Annotated in this window: 26 protein-coding genes; 24 read left to right on the top strand and 2 right to left on the bottom strand. The window is 73.5% G+C overall.

The annotated features are described in order from the left end of the window. The first annotated feature begins 4 nt into the window (after nucleotides 1-4). The 12 genes from ruvX (at nucleotide 5) to FJQ56_RS00395 (ending at nucleotide 10972) form a co-directional block, all read left to right on the top strand. Nucleotides 5-514 (top strand): Holliday junction resolvase RuvX, encoded by a 510-nt coding sequence (gene ruvX, locus FJQ56_RS00450; protein ID WP_140007258.1) that lies wholly within the window; start codon nucleotides 5-7, stop codon nucleotides 512-514. Beyond that, nucleotides 507-1712, top strand: coding sequence for an endolytic transglycosylase MltG (gene mltG / locus FJQ56_RS00445; RefSeq protein WP_140007257.1), 1206 nt, complete (start codon nucleotides 507-509; stop codon nucleotides 1710-1712). Before ruvX ends, mltG begins: the two co-directional genes overlap by 8 nt. After that, the gene (locus FJQ56_RS00440; RefSeq protein ID WP_140007256.1) at nucleotides 1712-2533 is read left to right on the top strand and encodes a shikimate dehydrogenase; all 822 of its coding nucleotides are present in this window, start codon (nucleotides 1712-1714) and stop codon (nucleotides 2531-2533) included. The genes mltG and FJQ56_RS00440 overlap by 1 nt, the downstream gene beginning before the upstream one ends. After that, nucleotides 2533-3324, top strand: a complete 792-nt coding sequence (locus FJQ56_RS00435) for a prepilin peptidase (RefSeq protein ID WP_140007255.1) — start codon at nucleotides 2533-2535, stop codon at nucleotides 3322-3324. Before FJQ56_RS00440 ends, FJQ56_RS00435 begins: the two co-directional genes overlap by 1 nt. Before the next feature lie 41 nt (nucleotides 3325-3365). Continuing rightward, nucleotides 3366-4544 carry a chorismate synthase gene (aroC, locus tag FJQ56_RS00430; protein ID WP_140007254.1) on the top strand — a complete coding sequence of 393 codons (1179 nt, stop codon included), beginning with the start codon at nucleotides 3366-3368 and terminating at the stop codon, nucleotides 4542-4544. Continuing rightward, the gene (locus FJQ56_RS00425; RefSeq protein ID WP_379148450.1) at nucleotides 4541-5044 is read left to right on the top strand and encodes a shikimate kinase; all 504 of its coding nucleotides are present in this window, start codon (nucleotides 4541-4543) and stop codon (nucleotides 5042-5044) included. Before aroC ends, FJQ56_RS00425 begins: the two co-directional genes overlap by 4 nt. Beyond that, nucleotides 5041-6183 (top strand): 3-dehydroquinate synthase, encoded by a 1143-nt coding sequence (aroB, locus tag FJQ56_RS00420; protein ID WP_140007253.1) that lies wholly within the window; start codon nucleotides 5041-5043, stop codon nucleotides 6181-6183. The genes FJQ56_RS00425 and aroB overlap by 4 nt, the downstream gene beginning before the upstream one ends. Then, nucleotides 6180-6617, top strand: a complete 438-nt coding sequence (locus FJQ56_RS00415) for a type II 3-dehydroquinate dehydratase (protein ID WP_140007252.1) — start codon at nucleotides 6180-6182, stop codon at nucleotides 6615-6617. The genes aroB and FJQ56_RS00415 overlap by 4 nt, the downstream gene beginning before the upstream one ends. 243 nt (nucleotides 6618-6860) lie before the next feature. Then, nucleotides 6861-8243, top strand: a complete 1383-nt coding sequence (locus tag FJQ56_RS00410; protein ID WP_140007251.1) for a mannitol dehydrogenase family protein — start codon at nucleotides 6861-6863, stop codon at nucleotides 8241-8243. Then, nucleotides 8227-8991 (top strand): HAD family hydrolase, encoded by a 765-nt coding sequence (locus FJQ56_RS00405; protein WP_246083922.1) that lies wholly within the window; start codon nucleotides 8227-8229, stop codon nucleotides 8989-8991. The genes FJQ56_RS00410 and FJQ56_RS00405 overlap by 17 nt, the downstream gene beginning before the upstream one ends. Then, on the top strand, nucleotides 8988-10049 hold the full coding sequence (locus FJQ56_RS00400) for a CDP-glycerol glycerophosphotransferase family protein (protein WP_140007249.1): 1062 nt from the start codon (nucleotides 8988-8990) through the stop codon (nucleotides 10047-10049). Before FJQ56_RS00405 ends, FJQ56_RS00400 begins: the two co-directional genes overlap by 4 nt. Before the next feature lie 104 nt (nucleotides 10050-10153). After that, nucleotides 10154-10972, top strand: a complete 819-nt coding sequence (locus FJQ56_RS00395) for an SIMPL domain-containing protein (protein ID WP_140007248.1) — start codon at nucleotides 10154-10156, stop codon at nucleotides 10970-10972. A 9-nt stretch (nucleotides 10973-10981) separates the two neighbouring features. Here the strand turns inward: FJQ56_RS00395 and FJQ56_RS00390 are convergent, their stop codons facing one another. Next, nucleotides 10982-11269 (bottom strand): excalibur calcium-binding domain-containing protein, encoded by a 288-nt coding sequence (locus tag FJQ56_RS00390; protein ID WP_211350710.1) that lies wholly within the window; start codon nucleotides 11267-11269, stop codon nucleotides 10982-10984. Between the two features lie 184 nt (nucleotides 11270-11453). On the opposite strand from FJQ56_RS00390, the gene efp reads away from it, so the two are divergent. From efp to FJQ56_RS00345, 9 genes are all read left to right on the top strand, one after another. Continuing rightward, the gene (gene efp, locus FJQ56_RS00385; protein WP_140007247.1) at nucleotides 11454-12017 is read left to right on the top strand and encodes an elongation factor P; all 564 of its coding nucleotides are present in this window, start codon (nucleotides 11454-11456) and stop codon (nucleotides 12015-12017) included. A gap of 34 nt (nucleotides 12018-12051) precedes the next feature. Further along, the gene (nusB, locus tag FJQ56_RS00380) at nucleotides 12052-12459 is read left to right on the top strand and encodes a transcription antitermination factor NusB (RefSeq protein ID WP_140007246.1); all 408 of its coding nucleotides are present in this window, start codon (nucleotides 12052-12054) and stop codon (nucleotides 12457-12459) included. A gap of 32 nt (nucleotides 12460-12491) precedes the next feature. After that, nucleotides 12492-13868, top strand: coding sequence for a dihydrolipoyl dehydrogenase family protein (locus tag FJQ56_RS00375; protein WP_140007245.1), 1377 nt, complete (start codon nucleotides 12492-12494; stop codon nucleotides 13866-13868). After that, nucleotides 13865-14698 (top strand): DUF1206 domain-containing protein, encoded by an 834-nt coding sequence (locus FJQ56_RS00370; protein ID WP_140007244.1) that lies wholly within the window; start codon nucleotides 13865-13867, stop codon nucleotides 14696-14698. The genes FJQ56_RS00375 and FJQ56_RS00370 overlap by 4 nt, the downstream gene beginning before the upstream one ends. Nucleotides 14699-14825: 127 nt before the next feature. Next, nucleotides 14826-16355 carry a MinD/ParA family ATP-binding protein gene (locus tag FJQ56_RS22565; RefSeq protein WP_246083921.1) on the top strand — a complete coding sequence of 510 codons (1530 nt, stop codon included), beginning with the start codon at nucleotides 14826-14828 and terminating at the stop codon, nucleotides 16353-16355. Nucleotides 16356-16427: 72 nt separating this feature from the next. Further along, the gene (locus tag FJQ56_RS00360; protein ID WP_140007243.1) at nucleotides 16428-17501 is read left to right on the top strand and encodes an NAD(P)H-dependent amine dehydrogenase family protein; all 1074 of its coding nucleotides are present in this window, start codon (nucleotides 16428-16430) and stop codon (nucleotides 17499-17501) included. Further along, nucleotides 17498-18304 carry a glucose 1-dehydrogenase gene (locus FJQ56_RS00355; protein WP_140007242.1) on the top strand — a complete coding sequence of 269 codons (807 nt, stop codon included), beginning with the start codon at nucleotides 17498-17500 and terminating at the stop codon, nucleotides 18302-18304. Before FJQ56_RS00360 ends, FJQ56_RS00355 begins: the two co-directional genes overlap by 4 nt. Before the next feature lie 7 nt (nucleotides 18305-18311). Beyond that, a complete protein-coding gene (locus tag FJQ56_RS00350) occupies nucleotides 18312-18875 on the top strand; it encodes a TetR family transcriptional regulator (RefSeq protein WP_140007241.1) in 564 nt (187 codons plus the stop codon). Nucleotides 18876-18958: 83 nt separating this feature from the next. Next, nucleotides 18959-19969 carry an NADPH:quinone reductase gene (locus FJQ56_RS00345; protein WP_140007240.1) on the top strand — a complete coding sequence of 337 codons (1011 nt, stop codon included), beginning with the start codon at nucleotides 18959-18961 and terminating at the stop codon, nucleotides 19967-19969. A 31-nt stretch (nucleotides 19970-20000) separates the two neighbouring features. On the opposite strand, the gene FJQ56_RS00340 is transcribed toward FJQ56_RS00345, so the two are convergent. After that, nucleotides 20001-20405 carry a PPOX class F420-dependent oxidoreductase gene (locus FJQ56_RS00340; protein ID WP_140007239.1) on the bottom strand — a complete coding sequence of 135 codons (405 nt, stop codon included), beginning with the start codon at nucleotides 20403-20405 and terminating at the stop codon, nucleotides 20001-20003. A gap of 160 nt (nucleotides 20406-20565) precedes the next feature. Between FJQ56_RS00340 and pyrR the strand changes: the two genes are divergently transcribed. The 3 genes from pyrR to FJQ56_RS00325 are packed head-to-tail and all read left to right on the top strand — an operon-like array spanning nucleotide 20566 to nucleotide 23395. Beyond that, the gene (gene pyrR / locus FJQ56_RS00335; protein WP_140007238.1) at nucleotides 20566-21162 is read left to right on the top strand and encodes a bifunctional pyr operon transcriptional regulator/uracil phosphoribosyltransferase PyrR; all 597 of its coding nucleotides are present in this window, start codon (nucleotides 20566-20568) and stop codon (nucleotides 21160-21162) included. Next, nucleotides 21162-22100, top strand: coding sequence for an aspartate carbamoyltransferase catalytic subunit (locus tag FJQ56_RS00330; RefSeq protein WP_140007237.1), 939 nt, complete (start codon nucleotides 21162-21164; stop codon nucleotides 22098-22100). Before pyrR ends, FJQ56_RS00330 begins: the two co-directional genes overlap by 1 nt. After that, on the top strand, nucleotides 22097-23395 hold the full coding sequence (locus FJQ56_RS00325) for a dihydroorotase (RefSeq protein WP_140007236.1): 1299 nt from the start codon (nucleotides 22097-22099) through the stop codon (nucleotides 23393-23395). Before FJQ56_RS00330 ends, FJQ56_RS00325 begins: the two co-directional genes overlap by 4 nt. Nucleotides 23396-23504: the final 109 nt, after the last annotated feature.

Below are 23504 nucleotides of genomic sequence, written 5' to 3'. Positions count from 1 at the left end.
CCCGATGAGGCCGGGCCCGCGGCTCGGCATCGACCCGGGTGACGCCCGGATCGGCGTCGCGCGCAGTGACCCGTCGGGGTTCCTGGCCACCCCCGTCGAGACCGTACGACGCGGCCAGGGCGACCTGAAGCGGATCCGTCAGATCCTGCGCGCGATCGCCGACGACTCGGCCGGCCCTGGCGTCCTCGAGGTGGTCGTCGGGCTGCCGCGCTCGCTGTCCGGCAGGGAGGGACCGGCGGCGCTCAAGACGCGGGAGTGGGCCCTCAAGCTCGCCACCTCGGTGGCCCCGCTCCCGGTGCGCCTGGTCGACGAGCGGCTGACCACCGTCTCGGCGGAGGCTATGCTGCGCGACCGTGGCACGAAGGGCGCCCAGCGACGCGCGGTGGTCGACCAGGCCGCGGCCGTCCTGATCCTGCAGCACGCGCTCGACACCGAGCGGGCCACCGGGCTCCCCCCAGGGGAGCTCGTGACGATTCAGCCGACGTCCCCACCGCCCGAGGAGCCCGATGTCTGACCACGAGCCCTACGGGGTCGACCACGGGAGCCATGACGACGACGGCCTGCTCGGCGGCTCCGCGGCGGCGGCCCCCCGTGGCTCCGCCGCCGGCGGACGACGCCGCGGGCGCAAGCGCCGCTCGGGGTGCCTCCCGGTCCTGATCGTGCTGGCCCTGGTCGCGGCCGGAGGCTTCTTCCTCGTCCGCAGCATCGACCTGAAGAACCCCTTCGCCTCCGACGAGGCCAAGGACTACTCCGGGCCGGGCACCGGCGAGGTGGTCTTCACGGTGTCCACCGGCGACTCGATCTCGGCGATGGGGCGCAACCTCGAGGAGCTCGGCGTGGTCGCCTCGAGCAAGGCCTACGTGGAGGCCGCCGAGGCCGACACGGCCTCGCGCGGCATCGGCGAGGGCGTCTACCAGCTCAAGAAGGAGATGAAGGCCGCCGACGTGGTCGACCTCCTGGTCAGCGGCAGGACCGAGGGGACGTCGTTCACGTTCACCTCCGGCAAGTGGGTCTCCGAGGTGGTCTCGCTGCTCGCGAAGGACACCGGGGTGAGCCGTGGGCAGTACCAGGCCGCACTCGAGGACCCCGAGTCGCTCGGGCTGCCCGCGCAGGCCGAGGGCGACGTCGAGGGCTACCTCTCTCCGGGCAGCTACACGTTCTTCCCCGACGACGACGCCACGGCGATCCTGTCGGCCATGGTCTCGCGCACCAAGCAGACCCTCGGCAGGCTCGGCGTCGCTTCGGCCGCCAAGCGGCTCGACTACAGCGCCCACGACCTGGTCACCATCGCCAGCCTCATCGAGGCCGAGGGCAGCCTGCTCGACGAGAAGGGCAAGGCCAAGATCGCCCGCGTCATCTACAACCGGCTCGAGAACCCGACCGCCGAGACGATCGGCAAGCTCCAGCTCGACGCGACGGTCAACTTCGCGCGCAAGGAGCGGGTCGCGGTGCTCACGCAGGCCCAGATCGACGAGGTCGCCGACAGCCCCTACAACACCTACACCAACGTCGGTCTGCCTCCCGGGGCGATCGCCACCCCGAGCCGTGCGGCCCTCGAGGCGGCGACGAAGCCGGCCAAGGGCGACTGGCTCTACTACGTCACGGTCAACCTAGGCACCGGCGAGACCAAGTTCGCCGAGACCTACGACGAGTTCCTGGGCCTCAAGCAGGAGCTGCGCGACTACTGCGACAACGAATCCGACCGCTGCTGATGCGCTGCGCCGTCCTCGGCGACCCCATCGCCCACTCGCTGTCGCCGACGCTGCACCGGGCGGCGTACGACGTGCTCGGGCTCGACTGGACCTACGACGCGGTGCGGGTGCCGTCGGGCGGGCTCGCGGGGTTCCTCGAGGGGGTCGCCGACGGGACGTGGCGCGGGCTGTCGTTGACGATGCCCCTCAAGCGCGAGGTGCTGGCGCTGGTCGCCGACCGGACCCCGGCCGTCGACCTGGCCGGGGGCGCCAACACGGTGGTGGTCGACGACGGGCGGCTGCGCCTCGACAACACCGACCTGCCGGGTGCGGCGGCCGCGGTGCGCGAGCGCTGGTCCGACGACGTGTCGACGGTGCTGGTGCTGGGCGGCGGGGCCACGGCCGCCTCGGCCGCCCTGGCGATGTGCGACCTGGGCGCACGCGCCGTACGCCTGCTCGTCCGCTCGCCGGAGCGGGCGGCCGACACGGTCGCGGCGATCGCGGCGCACCCTGGCGGTCCGGCGGTGAGCGTGGGCGCCCTCGACGAGGCCCCCGTCGTCGCCGACGTGCTGGTGTCGACGGTCCCGGCGGCAGCGCAGACCCCCGACCTGGTGCGCCGCTGCGACGACGTGGACGTGGTCTTCGAGGTGCTCTACGACCCCTGGCCCACGCCGCTGGCGACCGCCGCCGTGGCGTCGGACCGGGCGCTGGTCGCCGGGCTCGACCTCCTGGTGCACCAGGCGGTGCTGCAGGTCGAGCTGTTCACCGGCCATCCGGGCCCCCTCGAGGCGATGCGGACGGCGGGGCAGCGCGCCCTCGAGGCGCGTGCGGCGGCTGGCTGATGGCCCAGCTGACGGACCAGGTGGTGCTGGTCGCGGCCCTGGCCGCGGTGGCGTGCGGGCTGCTCGGGCTGCTCGTGCCGGTGGCGATCGCTCACCTGCCCGAGCCCGGGCCCGACCCGGAGCGCGCCGAGCTCGAGGCCCTCGCCCTCGGGGGCACGCTCACCGAGCGCCAGCAGCGTCGGCTCCAGGAGGGTCCCAAGCCGCTCTACGTCGACGTCGCCGCCGCGCCGTACCTCGGGCCGGTCTCCAGCGTCGTGGCGGCCGTGGTGGCCGTGCTGGTCGTGGTGGCGGTCGGGGTCGACCGCGACCTCGCGGTGCTGTTGCCGCTGGTCCCGATCGGCGTGCTGCTCGCGGTCGTCGACCTGCACACCCGGCTGCTGCCGCGGTCGGTGGTCTCGGGTGCGGTCGTGCTGGCCCTGACCGCGGCGCTCGTGCTGTGGCCGCTGTCCGGCGAGCCCGACCAGCTCGTGCGGGGGGTCGTCGGACTCGCCCTCGGGTTCGGGCTGTTCTTCGTGATCTGGTTCGTCTACCCGCCCGGGATGGGCTACGGCGACGTCCGCCTCGCCGGGCTCTGTGGCCTCGCCCTGGCCCACCAGGGGTGGGCGGAGTGGGCGGTCGGGCTCTACTCGGCGTTCCTGCTGTTCGGTGTCCCGGGGGTCCTGCTCGCCGTCGTACGCCGCGACGCGGGGCTGCTGAAGCACCACTTCCCGTTCGGTCCGTTCCTGCTGGCCGGGATCGTGGTGGGCCTTCTCGCCGGCGGCCCGGTCGCCGACCGTCTCGCGACGGGGTGACCGCGCACCGTCGGTGACGACGCCGGTGCGAGACTGGCGCCATGCTGCGCTGGTTGACCGCGGGTGAGTCCCACGGCCCGTCCCTGGTCGCGATCCTCGAGGGGCTCCCGGCCCACGTCGAGGTGACGACCGCCGACATCGACGACTCGCTCGCGCGCCGACGCCTCGGCTACGGCCGCGGCGCGCGGATGAAGTTCGAGCAGGACCAGGTCACCATCAACGGCGGCGTGCGCCACGGGCGCACCCAGGGCGGACCCGTCGCGATCACCATCGGCAACACCGAGTGGCCCAAGTGGGAGACCGTGATGTCGGCCGACCCGGTCGACCCGGGCCTGCTGAAGGAGACCGGTCGCAACGCCCCGCTCACGCGACCGCGCCCCGGCCACGCCGACCTGGCCGGCATGCAGAAGTACGACTTCGAGGAGGCCCGGCCGGTGCTCGAGCGGGCCTCGGCGCGCGAGACCGCCGCCCGGGTCGCGCTGGGCCGGGTCGCCTCCAACTTCCTGGAGCAGGCCGTCGGCGCGCGGATCGTCTCCCACGTCATCGAGCTCGGCGGCGTGCGCGCGCCTGCGGGTCTGTGGCCCGAGGCCGACGATGTCGCCAGGCTCGACGACGACCCGGTGCGCTGCCTGGACCCCGAGGCCTCTGCCGCGATGGTCGCCCGCATCGACCAGGCCCACAAGGACGGCGACACCCTCGGTGGTGTGGTCGAGGTCGTCGTGCACGGGCTCCCGCCCGGCCTGGGCTCCCACGTCCACTGGGACCGACGCCTCGACTCGCGCCTGGCCGGCGCGCTGATGGGCATCCAGGCGATCAAGGGCGTCGAGGTCGGCGACGGGTTCGAGCTCGCCGCGACCCCGGGCTCCCTGGCCCACGACGAGATCGTCACCCAGGACGGGGCCCTGCGCCGCGTCACCGACCGCTCCGGCGGCACCGAGGGCGGCATGACCACCGGTGAGGTGCTGCGGGTCCGCGCGGCGATGAAGCCCATCGCCACGGTGCCGCGCGCCCTGCGCACCGTCGACGTCGCCACCGGTGAGCAGACCGCGGCCCACCACCAGCGTTCCGATGTGTGCGCCGTGCCCGCGGCCGGCATCGTCGCCGAGGCGATGGTCGCCCTCGTGCTCGCCGACGCCGTGGTCGAGAAGTTCGGGGGCGACTCGCTGGGCGAGACCCGACGCAACTGGTCGACGTACGTCGAGGCGCTGAGGTACAGGTGACCGACGGTCCGGTGGTCGTGCTCGTCGGCCCGATGGGCGCCGGCAAGTCGACGGTGGCGGCGCTGCTGGCCGAGCGGCTCGGCGTCCGGGCGCGCGACACCGACGCCGACGTCGAGGCGGCCGAGCAGCGCACGATCTCCGACATCTTCGTCGACTCGGGCGAGGCGCACTTCCGCGCGCTCGAGCGTGCGGCCGTCGCCGAGGCACTGGCCGGGCACGACGGCGTGCTCTCGCTCGGCGGGGGAGCCGTGCTCGACGAGTCGACCCAGGCCCTGCTCGCCGGGCACCGCGTGGTCTTCCTGCGCGTCGGCCTGGCCGAGGCGGTCAAGCGAGTCGGGCTCGGGGCCGGACGCCCGCTGCTGTTCGGCAACGTCCGCGCGCAGATCAAGACCACCCTGGAGACCCGGGCGCCGATCTACGAGTCGGTCGCCACCCTCGTGATCGACACCGACGAGACCTCGCCCGACGAGGTCGCCACCCGCATCCTGGAGGCGTTGTGAACGACTCGCCCGACGACGTCGACCTCGAGCACGCACCCGAGACGGTCCTGCACGTCGGCGGCGCGTCGCCGTACGACGTCGTGGTCGGCCACCACCTGGCCGACCACCTGCCCGAGATGGTCGGCGACGCGCTGCGGGTCGCGGTGATCTGCCCCGAGGCTCTCGAGGAGCTGGTCGGCGAGGTGGCCGACGCCCTCGTCGAGAGCCACCCCGACCGCGACGTCACCGTGCTCGTCGTGCCCGACGGCGAGGAGGCCAAGACGGCCGAGGTCGCCAACTCCTGCTGGGAGGCGCTGGGCGAGGAGGGGTTCACCCGCTCCGACGTCGTCGTCACCCTCGGCGGGGGAGCGACGACCGACCTCGGCGGGTTCGTCGCCGCGTCGTGGCTGCGCGGGGTCCGCGTGGTGCACGTGCCGACCACGCTGCTGGCGATGGTCGACGCGGCGGTCGGCGGCAAGACCGGCATCAACACCGAGGCCGGCAAGAACCTCGTCGGCGCCTTCCACGAGCCCGCCGGGGTCATCTGCGACCTCTCTCTGCTCGAGACGCTGCCGCGTGACGAGCTCGTCGCGGGGCTGGGCGAGGTGGTCAAGTGCGGCTTCATCGCCGACCCCGAGATCCTGCGGCTCGTCGAGACGACCGACCCCGACGAGCTGGTGGCGTCGTCCCCGGTGCTGCGCGAGCTGGTCGAGCGGGCCATCCGGGTCAAGGTCGACGTGGTCGTCGCCGACCTGCGCGAGACCGGCGGCGCCGACGGCCACCCCGGCCGCGAGGCCCTCAACTACGGCCACACCCTGGCTCACGCGATCGAGCGGGCCGAGGACTACGGCATCCGCCACGGCGAGGCCGTGGCCATCGGCTGCGTCTTCGTCGCCGAGCTCGCCCACCGGGCCGCCGGGCTGCCCCGCGAGGTGGTCGACCGGCACCGGGCGACGTTCGCGCGGGTCGGGCTGCCGACGACCTACGCGGGGGCCGGGTTCGACGAGCTGCTCGCCACCATGCGCGTGGACAAGAAGTCGCGCGGCGCCGTGCTGCGCTTCGTCGTGCTCGACGACGTCGGGCGCCCCACGGTGCTGTCCGGCCCGTCCGAGGAGCACCTGCGCGAGGCGTTCGCGGCGATCTCGGGGGCGGCGTCGTGAGGGTGCTCGTGCTCAACGGCCCCAACCTGGGGCGCCTCGGGCGACGGCAGCCCGAGATCTACGGCACGACGACCCACGCCGAGCTCGCCGCGCTCTGCGTGGGCTGGGGCGAGCCGCTCGGGCTCGCGGTCGACGTACGCCAGACCAACCACGAGGGCGTCCTGCTCGACTGGCTCAACGAGGCCGCCGACGAGGCCACTCCGGTGGTGCTCAACGCCGCGGCCTGGACCCACTACTCCTACGCCCTCCTCGACGCCTGCGCGCAGCTCAGCGCGCCGCTGGTCGAGGTCCACATCAGCGACCCCACCCAGCGCCCCGAGGTCTTCCGGCACACCTCCGTGGTCACCGCCCACGCCGCCGAGGTGGTCGCCGGACACGGCATCGACGGCTACCGGCTGGCCCTCGAGTCGCTCGCCCGGCTCACCCGACCCTGACGTCGAGACGGCTGCCGGGTGACGCCCCGGCGACTCCCGCGTGAACCGGACCGGAGTCCGCCGGGTACCTTGGGGCATGTTCCCGCGATTCTCACTCCCCGAAATCCCGGGCTTCTCGGCCCGTCCCGGCTCTGCCGGACCGCCCGGCGACAGCCCGTCCGAGCGTCTGTGACGGCGGCCGTCCGGCCCGGTGCGCCGGTCGCCGGACCGGCCCGTGGGGCCGTCCGCCTCGGGACCCAGCCGATGTCCGGGCTCGGTCCCGACGTCGAGGTGCCGTCCTACGACGTGGCGTCGTTGCGTCCCGGCATCGTGCACCTGGGCACCGGTGCCTTCCACCGGGCCCACCAGGCGGTCTACCTGCACGACCTCGCCCAGAGCGGCGTGTCCGACCGGTGGGGCGTGGTCGGCAGCAGCCTGCGGTCCCACACGACCGTACGCCGCCTGGCCCGCCAGGACGGCCTCTACTCGGTCACCGAGGTGGGGCGCGAGTCCCGCTCGGTGCGGGTGGTCGGCGTGCTGCGCGACCAGGTCGACGCGGTCGCGGACCCGGCGGCCCTCGTGCGCCGGATGGCCGACCCGCAGACCCAGGTCGTGACGCTCACCATCACCGCACCCGCCTACGCCGCCGCCGTCCCGACGCCGCCGGGCATCCCCGCGCCCTCGCCGGTCGACGCCTTCGACCTGGTCGTCGACGCGCTCGCTCGCCGTCGTCGGGCCGGGCGCGGGCCGTTCACCGTGATGTCGTGCGACAACCTGCCCGACAACGGCCGCGCCGCCCGGGCCTGTGTGCTCGCCGTCGCCGAGGCCCGCGACCCCCGGCTGGCCGCCTGGGTCGAGCGGCACGTCACCTTCCCCAGCACCATGGTCGACCGGATCACCCCGCCCTCCGACGCCGAGCACGGGGCGTGGCTGCGGCGCCGCCACGGCCTGATCGACGCGGCTCCGGTGGTCTGCGAGTCGTTCCGCCAGTGGGTTGTGGAGGACTCCTTCTGCGCCGAGCGGCCGCCGCTGGACGCCGTCGGGGTGCAGATGGTCGCCGATGCCCGCCCGTTCGTCGCGATGAAGACCAGCCTCCTCAACGCCAGCCACGTCGCCCTGGGCTTCCTCGGTGGCCGCGCCGGCCACGGCACGACGGCCGACGCGATGCGCGACCAGGTCCTCGCCGCGACGGTGTCGCGGATGATGCGGCTCGAGGTCACGCCGCTGCTCGCCCACGTGCCCGGCGTCGACCTCGACGCCTACGTCGCCGACCTCCTCGGTCGTTTCGCCAACCAGGCGCTGGCCGACCCGCTGGAGCGGTTGCGCGGCCGGGGGTCGGTCCGGGTCCTCAACTACCTCGCCCCTCCGCTGCGCCGCGCCGTGCACGCCGGCGCACCCCGCGCGGTGCTGACCGACACGCTCGCCGCCTGGATCGACCAGCTCGACCGCGACGCGGAGGCTCCCGAGGTGGCCACCGACCCGGCGGCCTCGACGCTGGTGCCCCTGGCGCGGGGCGCGGCCCACGACGTACGACCGTTCCTGGTGGCGGCCGGCCTCGGGGACCTCGCGGCGGTGCCGGCCTTCGTGGCCTCCGTGCAGCGGCGACTGACCACCGGGGAGGATCAGGCCCGTGCCGCTGCCTCCTAAGCCCCTGCCCACCCCGGTCCGGGCGCTGCTGTGCGACGCCGACGGCAACCTGTTCCCGTCCGAGGACCCCGCCTTCGACGCCTCGGTCGCGGTGACCAACCGGTTCCTCACGCGGCTCGGCGTCGACCTGCAGTACGACGCCGCGACGTTGCGCCGCGAGGCCCTGGGCCGCAACTTCCGCGCGCTCGCCGGCGACCTGGCCCGCGAGCACGGACGGCACCTGGACCCCACCGAGCTCGACGAGCAGGTCGACGAGGAGGCACGGGTGGTCACCGCCCACCTCGCCTCGGTGCTGCGCCCCGACGCCGCGGTGGGCGACGTCCTGCGCGGGCTCGCCGACCGGGTGCGGCTCGCCCTGGTGAGCTCCAGCGCCCTGGCCCGCCTCGACGCCTGCCTGCAGGCCACCGCCCTGGCCGACCTCTTCCCCGAGGCCGACCGCTTCAGTGCCCAGGACTCCCTCGAGGTCCCCACGAGCAAGCCCGACCCCGCGGTCTACGTCCTGGCCGCCCGGGTGCTGGGGGTCGAGCCGGCCGACGCGCTCGCGGTCGAGGACGCCACGGCTGGCGTGCTGTCCGCCGTCGGCGCCGGCATCCCGGTGATCGGCAACCTCGTGTTCGTGCCCGCCGACGAGCGGGCCACCCGGCGCGCCCAGCTGCTCGACGCCGGCGCCCACGCCGTGGTGGACGACTGGGCCGGTGTCCACGACCTCGTCACCACCTCGCTCACGACCCCGGGAGACCCGCGATGAGGATCGTCTACCAGAGCTTCGGCGGCCGCTACAGCGACAACCCCCGGGTGCTGTTCGAGGCCTTGCGCGACCGCCCCGACATCGAGCACGTGTGGCTGGGCGACCAGGGCCACCGGGCCGGGTTCCCCGACGACGTCGAGGTGGTCGACATCGCCGGACCCGACGCCCGCGCGACGCTGGAGTCCGCCGACCTGCTGATCGCCAACACCCACACCGAGGTCGACTGGGACAAGCCGTCCACGACGACCTACCTGCAGACCTGGCACGGCACGCCCCTCAAGCGCATCCACCGCGACGTCCTCTGGGCACCGCCGGGCCGGCTCGACCGGCTCGACCACGACGTCGCCCGGTGGGACCTGCTGCTGTCGCCCAACCCCGCCAGCACCCCCCGCTTCCGGCAGGCCTTCGGCTACGACGGCGAGGTCCTCGAGCACGGCTACCCACGCAACGACCTGCTCAGCAGCCCCGACGCCGCCGCCGTGCGTACCCGGGTCCGCGACGCCCTCGGGCTCGACGAGGCCTCGCGCGTGGTCCTCTACACACCGACCTGGCGGGACGACGAGACCTTCGCCGACGGTGCACCCGCCATCGCGCTGCCCCTCGACCTCGGGCTGTTCGCCGAGACGCTGGGGGAGAGCCACGACCTCCTGGTCCGGGCGCACTACATGGTGACCGCGCGAGCCGAGATCGCCGCGCACGACGGGGTGCACGACGTCTCGTGGTGGCCCGACGTCAGCGAGCTGTACGCCGCCGCCGACGTGCTCGTCACCGACTACTCCTCCACCATGTTCGACTTCGCCGTGACCGGTCGGCCGATCGTGCTCCTGGCCCACGACCTCGAGCGCTTCGAGGGCACCGTGCGCGGCTTCTACTTCGACCTCGTCTCGCAGGCGCCGGGCCCACTGGTGCGCACCAGCGAGGAGCTCGTCGAGGTGCTCGGCCGGCTCGACGCCGAGGTGGCGCGCCACGCCGACCAGTACGCACGGTTCCGCTCGACCTTCACCTCGCTCGAGGACGGGCACGCCACCGACCGGGTGCTGGCGCGCCTCGGCCTCTGAGCGCGGGCACCGAGCCCGGCACGGAACCCCAGCCGCCGCCACCTCGTCGTCCGGACAGCCACAGACGTGGCCGCACGGACGACCGGTGGACGACGGAGGCAGCGATGGAACAGCAGGTGACGGTCAGCGTCAAGGGGATCCTGGTGGCAGGGGTGGTGCTGCTCGCGCTGGCGGCGGCCTTCCTCGTCGGCCGCGACGGTACGACGGCCAGCGCCCAGGCCGCACCCGGCGACACGGTCGCGGCGGCCGACGACACGACCGACGACACGGGCACGGACGAGCCACGGACCCTGACCATGCGCGGCGAGGGCGAGGCCTCGGTCGTGCCCGACCAGGCATCGTTCGACGTGTCGGTGAAGGTCGAGCGCGACGACCTGCAGACCGCGCTCGACGACTCCAGCGCGGTGCTCGACCGCATCTTCGAGCGCCTTGAGGGACTCGACATCGCACGCAGCGACGTCGAGACGACCGGCCTGCAGATGACGCCGGTCTACGACCGCGTGAAGGGTCAGCCCCCGGTGCTCCGGGGCTACCGGGTCGACCAGTCGGTCGCCGTGCTGGTCAAGCGCCTGGGCCGGACCGGCCAGGCGATCACGACGACGGTCGCGGCCGGCGGCAACGCCGTGCGCGTCGGCGACATCCAGCTGCGGGTCGGCGACCCCGAGGCGGCGATGGCCAAGGCCCGGGCCAAGGCGGTGGAGGTCGCGACCGCCAAGGCTCGGCAGTACGCCGAGGCGACCGGCCAGGAGCTGGGCGACGTGGAGACCCTGGTCGAGGTCGGACCGGAGGCCTACGAGAGCCAGGTCCAGAGGTCGTCCGGCTACCGGCTGACCTACGCCGCCGACGCGCTGAGCAGCGTGCCGATCCGGGCCGGACGCTCGGACCTGTCCGTCACGGTGAAGGTCGTGTGGCGCCTGGGCTGAGGGCTGGGGTCAGCGCTTCTCGCAGGCGATCTTGTCCTTGTCGCGGTCGCTCTTGGTGTTGGCGTTGTAGAGCGCGGTGCTGACCTTGAAGTTGGTGACCGGCTTGCCGGACGTCTTGTCCCGGGCGCCCGGCTTGCCGACACCGTGCGGGTAGTCGCGGTGCATCGCGTCGCAGTTCTTGTAGGTCTTGGCGGCGGCCTCGGCCGGCCCGGCCGCGATCGGGGCGACGACGAGCAGGGCGGCGGCGACGGTGGTCACCAGGGCGGCCATGGGGCGCGCGGTCTTGACGTTCTTCATGTGGGGTCCCTCCCTTGGAACGACCCCCAGTGTGTGGCCAGACGCACCGCCGCCGCTGGCAATCGCTGAGATCCGGTCCGGGCGGATAGACTCCTGCGCTGTTGCCCGGGCGCCTGAGATGTCGGTGCCGGCGACCGACAGAACTCCCGTGACATCTCCCGACGACGAAGGCTGACCTGCGCGCATGGCTACCACCAACGACCTCAAGAACGGCATGGTCCTCAACATCGAGGGCCAGCTCTGGGCCGTCATCGAGTTCCAGCACGTCAAGCCGGGCAAGGGCCCCGCCTTCGTGCGGACCAAGCTCAAGAACGTCGAGTCCAACAAGACCGTCGACAAGACGTTCAACGCCGGCACCAAGGTCGAGACCGCGACGGTCGACCGCTCGACGATGCAGTACCTCTACAACGACGGCTCGTCCTTCGTCTTCATGGACACCGGCAACTACGAGCAGCTCGAGATCGCCCCCGAGATCGTCGGCGGCAACGCCAACTTCCTGCTCGAGAACCAGGAGGCCGTGGTCGCCACCAACGAGGGCCGCGTGCTCTTCATCGAGCTGCCCGCCTCCGTCGAGCTCCTGGTGACCTTCACCGAGCCCGGCCTCGCCGGCGACAGCGCCACCGGTCGCACCAAGCCCGCGACGCTCGAGACCGGTCACGAGATCCAGGTGCCGCTGTTCATCAACCAGGGCGAGAAGGTCAAGGTCGACACCCGCGACTCGTCCTACATGGGTCGCGTCAAGTCGTGACCCCGTTCTCGAGCCCGTCCGTGGGCCCCGCCTGATGGGGGCCCGCTCCAAGGCCCGCAAGCGCGCCCTCGACGTGCTCTACTCCGCCGACCTGCGCGGCGAGTCGCCGACCGAGGCGCTCGAGCGCGTCATCGACGCCGGTGACGGCCCGCCCAACGACTACACCCTGACCCTGGTGCGTGGCGTCGCGGCCGAGGTCGTGCGCATCGACGGCCTGCTCGACCAGTACTCCACCGGCTGGAGCCTCGACCGGATGCCGGCCGTCGACCGCAACGTGCTGCGCCTGGGGGTCTGGGAGATGCTCTACGCCGACGACGTCCCGGGCACCGTGGCGGTGACCGAGGCGATGGCGCTGGTCCAGGACCTGTCGACCGACGAGTCCCCGACCTTCGTCAACGGCGTCCTGGGCGCCATCCAGCGGGCTCACCCCGCCGACGACTGACCTCCGGCTCGTCGGTCCGACATGCTGGACCCATGCCTGACACCTACGACGTCGTCGTCATCGGACTCGGACCCGGCGGGGAGGCCCTCGCCACCGGCGCCGCCCAGGCGGGCCTGAAGGTCCTCGCCGTCGACAAGCACCTCGTCGGCGGCGAGTGCCCCTACTACGGCTGCATCCCGTCGAAGATGATGGTGCGCGCGGCCGACACCCTCGCCGAGGCCGGCCGCGCCGCCGTCCTCGCGGGCGACGTGAGCGTCACCGCGAGCTGGGCGCCGGTCGCGCGCCGGGTCAGCGAGGAGGCCACCTCCGGGTGGGACGACACCATCGCCGTACGCCGCCTCGAGGACGCCGGCGCCGAGGTCCAGCACGGCGTCGCCCGGCTCGACGGACCCGGTCGGGTCACCGTCGAGCTGCCCGACGGCTCGACGCGCACCGTCGTCGCGGAGCGCGGCGTCGTGCTCAACCCGGGCACGCGGCCCGCCGCTCCGCCGGTCGAGGGGCTCGACGGGACGCCGTACTGGACCAACCGCGACGCCCTGCGCGCCGACACCCTGCCGGGCTCGATCGTCGTGCTCGGCGGCGGCCCGATCGGCTGCGAGCTGGCCCAGGTGTTCGCGCGGTTCGGGGTGCGGGTCACGATCGTGCAGCACGGCGACCGGCTCGTGCCGGCCAGCGAGCCCGAGGCGTCGGCGATCCTGCAGGACGTCCTGGTCGCCGAGGGCATCCGCGTCCTGACCTCGGCCGAGACGAGCCGGGTGACCTACGCCGACGGCGCGTTCACGCTGACGATCGACGGCGAGGACGTCGTCACCGACAAGCTGCTGGTGGCTGCGGGCCGCACCCCCAACCTCGACGACCTCGGCCTCGAGACCGTCGGGCTCGACCCGTCCGCGCGCCGGCTCGACGTCGACGACCGCTTGCGGGTCGAGGGCGTCGACGGCCTGTGGGCGATCGGTGACGTGACGGGCCGGGGCGCGTTCACCCACGTGTCGATGTACCAGTCGGGCATCGCCCAGCGCGACCTGCTCGGCCAGGACGGGTCGCCCGCCGACTACCACGCACTGCCCCACGTCACCTTCACCGATCCCGAGGTCGCCGGCGTCGGCCTGACCGAGCAGCAGGCCCGCGACGCCGGGCTGAGCGTCCGGGTGGGCAGCACCCCGCTCGAGCAGTCCTCGCGCGGCTTCACCCATGGTCCCGGCGCCCGGGGCCTGGTCAAGGTCGTCGAGGACGCCGATCGTGGGGTGCTCGTCGGCGCGACCGTCGTCGGGCCGGCCGGCGGCGAGATCCTCGGGCTGCTGGCCCTGGCCGTGCACGCCGCCGTACCGGTCGCCATGATGCGCACCATGATCTACGCCTACCCGACCTTCCACCGGGCGATCGAGACCGCGATCGGGGACCTGTCGTGAGCACCCCCGGCAACACGGCCGACAACGCCGCGCGCCAGGTCGACGACAGCGACTGGCTCGACCGGGCCGCCTCGGCGGGGCTGGTCGCGTTCGGTGTCGTCCACCTGATCATCGGGTGGCTCGCCGTCCAGCTCGCCCTCGGCGACCGGGAGTCCTCGGCCGACAGCGAGGGGGCGCTCCAGCAGCTGCAGGAGCAGCCGCTCGGCACCGCCCTGGTCTGGGCCGTCGGCATCGGCATGGTGCTGCTGGTCGTCTGGAAGGGCCTGGACGCCGCCGTCGGCTACCGCGAGGAGACCGACGACAAGAAGCGGCTGCGCAAGCGCGTCGTCGCGGCCGGCAAGGCCGTCCTGTACGCCGTGATCGCGGTCAGCGCCTTCCGCGTCGCGTCGGGCTCCGGCTCGGGTGGCGGTTCCAAGGACGGCACCGACTCGACCACCGCGAAGGTGATGGACCTGCCCGGGGGGCAGATCCTCGTGGGTGCGGCCGGGCTGGCGGTCATCGGCGTCGGGATCGCCCTGCTGGTGATCGCCTGGAAGGAGTCCTACCTGAAGAAGCTCGACGGCGAGGGCCGCAGCGGCGACACGGGCACCGCCTACCGGGTGCTCGGCCGGGTCGGGCACGTCGCCAAGGGCATCGCCCTGGGGGTGGTCGGCGGCCTGTTCGTCTACGCCGCCGTCACCCACGAGGCCGACAAGTCCGGCGGGCTCGACGAGGCACTGCGCACCGTGCTCGAGCAGCCCTACGGGCCGGTGCTGCTGACGTTGATGGGCCTCGGGTTCGCGGCCTACGGGCTGTTCTGCTTCGCCTGGGCCCGTCACCTCGACCGCTGAACGGGCGGGCTGCCCGGACCGGGAGCTCCGGACCGGAGTTTCCGTCGTCGGCACGTGGGCACGTGTCTCCCGACGGCGCGCTGGTCATAGAGTCACCGCGTCGTGACACCGTTCTCGAGGAGGCCTCATGACCCACCCGCCCACCGACGACCCGGGCGAGACCGAGGCGACCGCCACCAGCGACCGGCTCTACACCCCCGAGGAGCTCGAGGCCTACGCGCGCCAGCAGGTGGCGCCGGCCCCCGCTGCCCCGGCTGGGCCGCCCGCGTCGACCCCGCCCGCGGTCAACCCCTCGGACGCGCTCGCCCAGCAGCTCCACGACCCGCTGGGTGACCCGTGGCCGACCCAGGTCGTCCCCCCGGCTGGACCGGCTGGACCGGCTGCTCCTCCCGTGGTCGGCCAGGCCCCGAGCGCCCCCGCGGGTCCGCCCCCGAGCGGCCCCCCGCCGTCCGCAGCCCCGTCTCTAGCGCCGTCTGCGCCGCCGGCTGCCGCCGTACCGCCGAGCGCGCCTCCCGTGGCCGCGTTCGCGCCGCCGCCCGTCGCCGTGCCCCCGGCTGCCGCACCGCCGACTGCTGCACCCCCCGTCGCAGCGCCGGTCACGCCGCCCGCGGCCGGGCCGGTGCCGCCCAGTGCCCCGCCCAGTGCCCCGTCCGGTGCTCCGCCGGTCGGGCCCCCGCCGGCCTCGGCACCGGCGAGCGAGCCGCAGGCCGAGCCGCGGCGGTTCATGACCGCGACCGACTTCCTCGACCGCCGTGACAGCGAGCAGGAGCTCGGCCCGGCGACGTGGGGCTGGCGCGGGCGCGTCCGCCGTTGGTCCGGCGGCACGATCAAGCCGTCCATGGGCCCCAAGGAGGTCGCCTACGAGACCGACCGCGCGGCGATCCAGCGCGACTTCGACGGCCCGCGGACGATCGTGTTCATCAACCCCAAGGGCGGCGCCGCGAAGACGACCGGCGTGCTGGCGACCGGCTACACCTTCGGCACCGTCCGAGGTGGCGGCGTGGTCGCGTGGGACAACAACGAGACCCGCGGGACCCTCGGCATCCGGGGCACCCGCAGCTCGCACCGCAACACCACGCGTGAGCTCCTCGAGGACCTCGGCCGGTTCAAGGACGTCTACCAGTCGCGGATCGGTGACCTGGGCGCGTTCGTGCGCTCGCAGGGCGACGCCCACTTCGACGTGCTGGCCTCCGACGAGCGCCCCGACGTCACCGGGATGATCCACGCCGACGACTTCAAGGAGGTCCACGCCCTCCTCGAGCGGTTCTACCGGATCATCCTGGTCGACACCGGCAACAACATGCGGGCCGAGAACTGGCTCGCGGCCGCCGAGGCCGCCGACCTGCTCGTGGTGACCAGCACCGTGCGCGAGGACACCGGCTACAGCGGGCTCTGGATGCTCGACGCCCTGCAGGACGCCGGCCTGACCGACCTGAAGCGCAAGTGCGTCACGGTGCTGTCCGACCCGTCGCCGCAGGTCGACAACAAGCTGGCGCACGACCTGGTGCAGGTCTACGAGCAGCGGACCCGTGCGGTCTACCGGGTGCCCTACGACCCGGTCCTGGTGGCCGGAGGCGTGGTGCCCTACGCCCAGCTGTCCGAGGAGACCCGGATGTCATGGCTCAAGGCGTGTGCCGGCATGGCCGAGGGCCTCTGACCGACGCGCCGCCGAACATGACAGTGACTTCGATCTTGACAGTGACTTACGTCACTGGCTGAATCGCTCGTCATGACGACGCAGCGGATCAAGGTCATCCAGTGGGCGACCGGCGGGGTGGGCAAGGCCGCGATCCAGGGCGTGGTCGCCCACCCCGACCTGGAGCTGGTGGGCGCGTGGGTCCACAGCGCCGACAAGCACGGCCAGGACGTCGGCACGCTCGCCGGCCTCGACCCGGTCGGCGTGCTGGCGACCACCAGCGTCGAGGAGGTGCTGGCGACCGACGCCGACGTCGTCGTCTACAGCCCGCTCGTGCCCGACGAGACCCAGGTCGTCGCCCTGCTGCGCAGCGGCAAGAACGTCGTGACGCCGGTCGGGTGGATCTATCCCGACCTGGAGCGCAGCGGCGCGATCCTGGACGCCTGCCGCGAGGGCGGTACGACGCTGCACGGCACGGGCATCCACCCTGGCGGCATCACCGAGCGCTTCCCGCTGACGGTCTCGGCGCTGACCGCGAGCATCACGCACGTGCGCTCGGAGGAGTTCAGCGACATCCGTACCTACGACGCCCCCGACGTCGTGCGTCACATCATGGGCTTCGGTGTCAGCCCCGAGCAGGCGATGTCCGGGCCGATCGTCGGCCTGCTCGGCGCTGGCTTCAAGGCCTCGGTCCGGATGATCGTGGCCGAGCTGGGCTTCGCGGTGGATCCCGAGATCGAGACGGTGCAGGAGATCGCGGTCGCCACCGCCCCGATCGAGGCGCCGATCGGTGTCGTCGAGCCGGGACAGGTGGCTGCGCGCCGCTTCCACTGGCGCGCCACCGTCGACGGCGTCCCGGTCGTCACCGCCACCGTCAACTGGCTGATGGGGGAGGAGCACCTCGACCCGGCGTGGGAGTTCGGCCCCGAGGGCGAGCGGTTCGAGGTCGAGGTCACCGGCGACCCCGACGTCAAGGTCACCTTCAAGGGCCTGCAACCAGCCAGCATCGAGGAGGGGCTGGTCCGCAACCCCGGGGTCGTGGTCACCGCCAACCACTGCGTCAGCGCCATCCCGTACGTCGTCGCGGCCCAGCCGGGCATCGCCACCTACCTCGACCTGCCGCTGCTCGCCGGCCGCGCGGCGCCGCACCTCGGGCGCGCGCGGTGATCCTCGACAGCTTCCGGCTCGACGGCATGGTCGCCGTGGTCACCGGCGCCGGGCAGGGCATCGGTCGCGGCATCGCGATCGGGCTCGCCGAGGCCGGCGCCGACGTCGTCGTCGGGGCCCGCACGCGGACCGACCTCGACGAGGTCGTGTCGCGGATCGAGGAGACCGGCCGCCGCGGGCTCGCGGTGGTGACCGACGTGCTGGTCGCCGGCGACCGCGAGCGCCTGATCGAGGCGGCCGTGGCGACGTACGGCCGGCTGGACGTGCTGGTCAACAACGCGGGTGGCAGCCGACCACGGCCCGCGATGGCGACCTCGGAGCGGTTCTTCGACATGGCGATGAAGTTCAACGTCACCCAGCCGTTCCTGATGAGCCAGCTCGCCGCCCGCGCGATGGTCGACACCGCGGGCACCGGCGCGATCGTCAACGTGTCCTCGCGCTCCTCCGACATGGTGCTGAGCTCCTTCGTCGCCTACGGCGCAGGCAAGGCCGCGCTCAACCAGATGACCCGCAACCTCGCCGTCGAGCTCGCGCCGCGGGTCCGCGTCAACGCCATCGGCGTCGGGGGCGTGGCCACCCGGGGCCTCGAGGTGGTGCTGACCGACGACGCGCTGCGGGCCCAGTTCGAGGCCAACACGCCGATGGGCCGCCCGGGACGGCCGGACGACGTCGCGTGCGCCGCGCTCTACCTGGCATCGCCGGCGTCGTCGTGGGTCACGGGCAAGCTGCTGCACGTCGACGGGGGCTGCGAGCGGCCGGCGATCGACGTGCCCGTGCCGCCGCTGGAGCCGTCGGCCGGATGAGGTCTCGATGAGCGGGCTGCGGGAGAGGCGCCGGGTCGAGCTGCGCGAGCGGATCGACCGGGTCGCGCTCGAGCTCTTCGCCCGCGACGGCTACGAGGCGGTGACGGTCGAGGCGATCGCGGCCGAGGTCGGGGTGTCGCTCAGCACCCTGTTCCGGCACGTGGCGAGCAAGGAGGACCTCCTGGTGGGGGTCGTCCGCACCGGGCGCGCCGCCATCGTCCGGGCCTTCGCGGAGCGCCCGGCCGACGAGCCCGTCGGCGACGGGCTCGTCGCGGCGATCCTGCACCGCACCGAGCAGTTCGCCGACGAGACGACCGTGATCGACCTGTGGCGCCGCGCGATGGCGTCGGCCCCGGCCCGCGTGCGTCGGGCCTCACTGCTCGACGCCGCCGAGCGGGCCGAGCTGGTGGCGCTGGTGGGGGAGCGGCTCGGGGTCGACCCGGCGGTCGACGTACGGCCCGGGGCGCTGGTGGCCGGCCGCCTCGCGGCGGCCGAGCACGCCTACGAGCACTGGCTGGAGCACGAGCCCGACCGGAGCCTGCACGAGCTGACCCGGCAGGCGCTGGGCTGAACGACGCACCGCCCCGGCTCGTCGTCGACGCTCCGGTGCGGTCGTCACGGAATCCCTCGGCGCCCGCACCGGTTACGGCTCACATGCGCGCAGTCGTCTACACCGACAACGGTCCCTCCTCCGTCCTGCACCTCGTCGACCTGCCCGACCCGACCCCGGGTCCCGGCGAGGTCGTCGTCCGCCTGGTGCGCGCGGGGGTGAACCCGACCGACTGGAAGTTCCGGGCCGGGATGATGCCCAAGGTCCACGAGCAGGTCTCGCCCGGTCAGGACGGCGCCGGCACGGTCGAGGCCGTCGGCGCAGGCGTGGACACCCTCGCGGTCGGCGACCGGGTGTGGGTGGCGATGGCCCAGCACGGCCGACCGATCGGCACCGCCGCCGAGCTCACCGTGCAGCCCGCCGCCCACGTCTCCCCGCTGCCCGACGCGGCGTCGTACGACGTCGGCGCGAGCCTGGGGGTGCCGGCCCTCACCGCGCACCGGGCGCTGTCGTTCGCCACAGCCGACGGGCGGGTCGCCCCCGGGTCGCTGGCCAGCCGCACCGTCCTCGTCGCGGGCGGTGCCGGGGCTGTCGGCAACGCCGCGATCCAGCTCGCGGTCTGGGCCGGGGCCACCGTCGTCACGACCGTCAGCAGCGACGCCAAGGGCGACCTGGCGCGGGCCGCCGGGGCCCATCACGTGATCGACTACACCAGCGCGGACGTTGCGGCGCGGGTGCGCGAGATCGCCCCGGACGGCGTCGACCTGGTCGTCGAGGTGGCGCCGGCCCAGAACCTCGCTCTCGACCTCGAGGTCGTCGCCAACCTCGGCACGATCGCGTTCTACGCCAACAACGGCGGCGACGAGGTCACGATGCCGCTGCGGCCGAGCTTCTCCAAGAACGTGCGGCTGCAGGGGATCCTGCTCTACACCGTCGGGGAGGAGGCCCTGCGGATCGGGGCCGAGGACGTCACCGCAGCCGTCACCGACGGGGCGCTCGGCGTGGGGGAGGAGCGCGGCGTGCCGCTGCACCACTTCGCGCTCGAGGAGACCGCGGCGGCCCACGACGCGGTCGAGGGCGGGGCCGTCGGCAAGGTCCTCATCGACCTCGCGTAACCCTGCGCCACCCACTCGTCACTTGCTCGCGCTACTTGGTCGCGCCCCAGCCGTGCCAGCGCTCGACGACGATCCGGGCGCTGGTGCGCGGGCTCTCGCGGTCGGGGTAGGGCCGGTCCGCGTAGTGGGTGCTGAGCCGGTCGATGTCGACGAGGCCCTCGTCGGCGACCAGCCCCTCTATGCGACCCACGATCGAGACGTGGGTGTACCAGTCGTCGGCGTCGGTCACCGTCAGCGAGACCCGGGGGTCGCGACGCAGGTGCTGCAGCCGGACCCGGGTGTCGTCCATGTTGACCAGCACCCGGTCGTCGTCCTCGAGCAGGTACCACGTCGCCACCGTCACCGGCGCACCGTCGGAGCGCAGCGTCGCGATGACCGCCGGGTTGGGCTTCAGCAGCAGGGCGCGGACGTCGTCGCGGAACGGGAGCGAGGGCATGCCCCGACCCTACGCAGCCCCCGCCCGACCCGGCGTAGGTCCGGCGTAGGTCGGCGTATGTCGGGCCATGTCGGGGCCGGGGCGGCGCTGCTAGGGTCGGCGGCGATCGACATCCTTTAACGAGCCGTCCCGAGAGGCGGAGAAGGAGGTCCTGGGCCACGTGTCCGCGCCACCCCCCGAGCCCCCCGCAGCCTCCGCTGCAGCCTCAGTTTCGGAGCCCCAGCACGAGCCCGAGGGCCGCGTCGTCCTCGACGCCCGTGACATCGCCCGGGCGCTGACCCGCATCGCGCACGAGCTCCTCGAGCGCAACAAAGGTGCGAGCGACCTGGTGCTGCTCGGCATCCCGAGTCGCGGTGTCCCGCTCGCGCGACGGATCGCGGCGCGGATCAAGGACGTCGAGGGCGTGGACGTGCCGGTTGGCGCGCTCGACGTGACGATGTACCGCGACGACCTGCGTCGGCAGCCGGCCCGCAGCCCGCACCCCACCGACGTACCCCCCGGCGGCGTCGACGGACGCACCGTCGTCCTGGTCGACGACGTCCTCTACTCCGGGCGCACGGTGCGCTCGGCGCTCGACGCGCTCAACGACCTGGGCCGCCCCGGCGTGGTCCGCCTCGCGGTGCTCGTCGACCGCGGCCACCGCGAGCTGCCGATCCGCGCCGACCACGTCGGCAAGAACCTCCCCAGCGCCCACACCGAGCGCGTGATGGTCCGCCTCGCGGACGAGGACGGCGTCGAAGGGGTGTGGATCTCGTAATGCGCAAGCACCTGCTCTCCATCGACGACGTCAGCGCCGACGACGCGGTCACCCTGTTCGCGACCGCGGCCGAGATGCACGACGTCCAGAGCCGTCAGGTCAAGAAGCTGCCGGCCCTGCGCGGTCGCACGATCATCAACCTGTTCTTCGAGGACTCCACCCGCACCCGGTCGAGCTTCGAGATCGCCGGCAAGTGGCTCAGTGCCGACACGATCAACATCGCCGCCAAGGGCAGCTCGGCCAGCAAGGGCGAGAGCCTGCGCGACACCGTGCTGACCATCGCCGCCATGGGTGTCGACGCCCTGGTGATGCGCCACCCCGCGAGCGGCGCGGCGCTCCAGGTCAGCCAGTGGATCGACGCCGCGGTCATCAACGCCGGCGACGGCACCCACGAGCACCCCACGCAGGCACTCCTCGACGCCTACACGCTGCAGCGCCGCCTCGGCGGGCCCGGCTCCCTCGAGGGCAAGCGCATCGCGATCGTCGGCGACCTCACCCACAGCCGGGTCTTCCGCAGCAACGTGCTGCTGCTGACCAAGCTGGGGGCGTCGGTCACGGTCGTGGCCCCGCCGACCCTGATGCCGAGCGGCGTCGGGTCGTGGTCGCGGGAGGCCGGGTTCGCGACGTCGTACGACCTCGACGAGGTGCTGCCCACGGCCGACGCCGTGATGATGCTGCGCGTCCAGCGCGAGCGGATGACCGGCGGCTACTTCCCGAGCGCCCGCGAGTACACCGTCGGCTACGGCCTGACCCGCGACCGGCTGCGGCTGCTCGGGCCCGACGTCCCGATCTGCCACCCCGGACCCATGAACCGCGGCCTCGAGATCGCCGCAGACGCCGCCGACGCCGCCCAGTCGGCCGTGCTCGAGCAGGTCTCGGCCGGGGTCGCGATCCGGATGGCGATCCTCTACCACCTCCTGGCGGGAGACGAAGCATGAGCGAGACGACCCTGGTCAAGGGCGCAAGCCTGTACGGCGACCGCACGGCCGACCTGTTGCTGCGCGACGGCGTGATCGCCGAGATCGGCTCGATCTCCACACCCGACGGTGCGCGGATCGTCGACGCCGACGGGCTAATCGCGCTGCCCGGCCTCGTCGACCTCCACACCCACCTGCGCGAGCCCGGCCGCGAGGACGCCGAGACGATCCTGACCGGATCACGGGCCGCGGCCGTGGGCGGCTACACCGCCGTCCTGGCCATGGCCAACACCTCGCCGGTCACCGACACCGCCGAGGCCGCCGAACGCGTCCACGACCTGGGGCGTGCGGCCGGGCTGGTCGACGTCCACCCCGTCGGCGCCGTCACCGGCGGGCTCGGCGGCGAGGAGCTCGCCGAGCTCGGGCTGATGCACCGCTCGCGTGCCCGGGTGTCGGTCTTCTCCGACGACGGCAGGTGCGTCGCCGACGCCCGGGTGATGCGTCGCGCGCTCGAGTACGTCAAGGCGTTCGGCGGGGTCGTCAGCCAGCACGCGCAGGACCCGTCGCTGGCCGGGCCGACCTCGTGCTGCCACGAGGGCGAGCTGTCCGGGCGCCTCGGGCTGCCCGGCTGGCCCGGGATCGCCGAGGAGGTCGTCGTCGCGCGCGACGTCATGCTCGCGCGCCACACGGGATCGCGGGTGCACGTCGCGCACGCCTCGACCGCCGGCACCGTCGAGGTGCTGCGCTGGGCCAAGTCCCTCGGCATCGAGGTGACCGCCGAGGTCACCCCCCACCACCTGCTGCTGACCACCGACCTGCTCGCCGGCTACGACCCGACCTACAAGGTCAACCCGCCGCTGCGCCCCCAGGAGGACGTCGACGCCCTGCGCGCCGCGCTCGCCGACGGCACCATCGACGCCGTCGCCACCGACCACGCCCCGCACGCGCGCCACGACAAGGAACACGCGTTCGTCGACGCGGCGTTCGGGATGCTCGGCCTCGAGACCGCGCTGCCGGTGGTCGCCTCGGTGATGGTGTCCTCGGGACTGATGACCTGGGCCGAGGTGGCCCGGGTGATGTCGTCGACGCCCGCCGCGATCGCGGGTCTCGGGTCGCAGGGCCGTCCGCTCGAGGTCGGCCAACCGGCCAACCTGGTGCTGGTCGACCCGGCCGCCACGCTCGTCGTCGACCGCGAGCGCTCGGTCTCCCTGTCGCGCAACAACCCCTGGCACGGCCGCACCCTCGGCGCGAGCGTCGTCGCGACGTTCCTGCGCGGAAGACCCACGGTGCTCGGTGGCGAGCTCACCGAGCCGTGACCGGGCTCGTCGCCGAGGAGCGGTGAGTCAGCGACCCGGATTCCGACGAGGCTGGTCGCCACGGCACCGCTCCTCCGGGGCGCGGCCGGCCGGCGGTGCCCCAGCGACC

Origin of the sequence: Nocardioides plantarum, from assembly GCF_006346395.1 — a bacterium.
GTDB lineage: Bacteria > Actinomycetota > Actinomycetes > Propionibacteriales > Nocardioidaceae > Nocardioides > Nocardioides plantarum.
This window is presented reverse-complemented; position numbering and strand designations above follow the sequence as displayed.

Excerpts from the sequence above, each read along its gene's own strand:
- ruvX (WP_140007258.1), top strand. The coding sequence starts at position 5 with ATGAGGCCGGGCCCGCGGCTCGGCATCGACCCGGGTGACGCCCGGATC.
- mltG (WP_140007257.1), top strand. The coding sequence starts at position 507 with ATGTCTGACCACGAGCCCTACGGGGTCGACCACGGGAGCCATGACGAC.
- FJQ56_RS00440 (WP_140007256.1), top strand. The coding sequence starts at position 1,712 with ATGCGCTGCGCCGTCCTCGGCGACCCCATCGCCCACTCGCTGTCGCCG.
- FJQ56_RS00435 (WP_140007255.1), top strand. The coding sequence starts at position 2,533 with ATGGCCCAGCTGACGGACCAGGTGGTGCTGGTCGCGGCCCTGGCCGCG.
- aroC (WP_140007254.1), top strand. The coding sequence starts at position 3,366 with ATGCTGCGCTGGTTGACCGCGGGTGAGTCCCACGGCCCGTCCCTGGTC.
- FJQ56_RS00410 (WP_140007251.1), top strand. The coding sequence starts at position 6,861 with ATGTCCGGGCTCGGTCCCGACGTCGAGGTGCCGTCCTACGACGTGGCG.
- FJQ56_RS00400 (WP_140007249.1), top strand. The coding sequence starts at position 8,988 with ATGAGGATCGTCTACCAGAGCTTCGGCGGCCGCTACAGCGACAACCCC.
- FJQ56_RS00395 (WP_140007248.1), top strand. The coding sequence starts at position 10,154 with ATGGAACAGCAGGTGACGGTCAGCGTCAAGGGGATCCTGGTGGCAGGG.
- FJQ56_RS00390 (WP_211350710.1), bottom strand. The coding sequence starts at position 11,269 with ATGAAGAACGTCAAGACCGCGCGCCCCATGGCCGCCCTGGTGACCACC.
- efp (WP_140007247.1), top strand. The coding sequence starts at position 11,454 with ATGGCTACCACCAACGACCTCAAGAACGGCATGGTCCTCAACATCGAG.
- nusB (WP_140007246.1), top strand. The coding sequence starts at position 12,052 with ATGGGGGCCCGCTCCAAGGCCCGCAAGCGCGCCCTCGACGTGCTCTAC.
- FJQ56_RS00375 (WP_140007245.1), top strand. The coding sequence starts at position 12,492 with ATGCCTGACACCTACGACGTCGTCGTCATCGGACTCGGACCCGGCGGG.
- FJQ56_RS22565 (WP_246083921.1), top strand. The coding sequence starts at position 14,826 with ATGACCCACCCGCCCACCGACGACCCGGGCGAGACCGAGGCGACCGCC.
- FJQ56_RS00360 (WP_140007243.1), top strand. The coding sequence starts at position 16,428 with ATGACGACGCAGCGGATCAAGGTCATCCAGTGGGCGACCGGCGGGGTG.
- FJQ56_RS00350 (WP_140007241.1), top strand. The coding sequence starts at position 18,312 with ATGAGCGGGCTGCGGGAGAGGCGCCGGGTCGAGCTGCGCGAGCGGATC.
- FJQ56_RS00345 (WP_140007240.1), top strand. The coding sequence starts at position 18,959 with ATGCGCGCAGTCGTCTACACCGACAACGGTCCCTCCTCCGTCCTGCAC.
- FJQ56_RS00340 (WP_140007239.1), bottom strand. The coding sequence starts at position 20,405 with ATGCCCTCGCTCCCGTTCCGCGACGACGTCCGCGCCCTGCTGCTGAAG.
- FJQ56_RS00330 (WP_140007237.1), top strand. The coding sequence starts at position 21,162 with ATGCGCAAGCACCTGCTCTCCATCGACGACGTCAGCGCCGACGACGCG.
- FJQ56_RS00325 (WP_140007236.1), top strand. The coding sequence starts at position 22,097 with ATGAGCGAGACGACCCTGGTCAAGGGCGCAAGCCTGTACGGCGACCGC.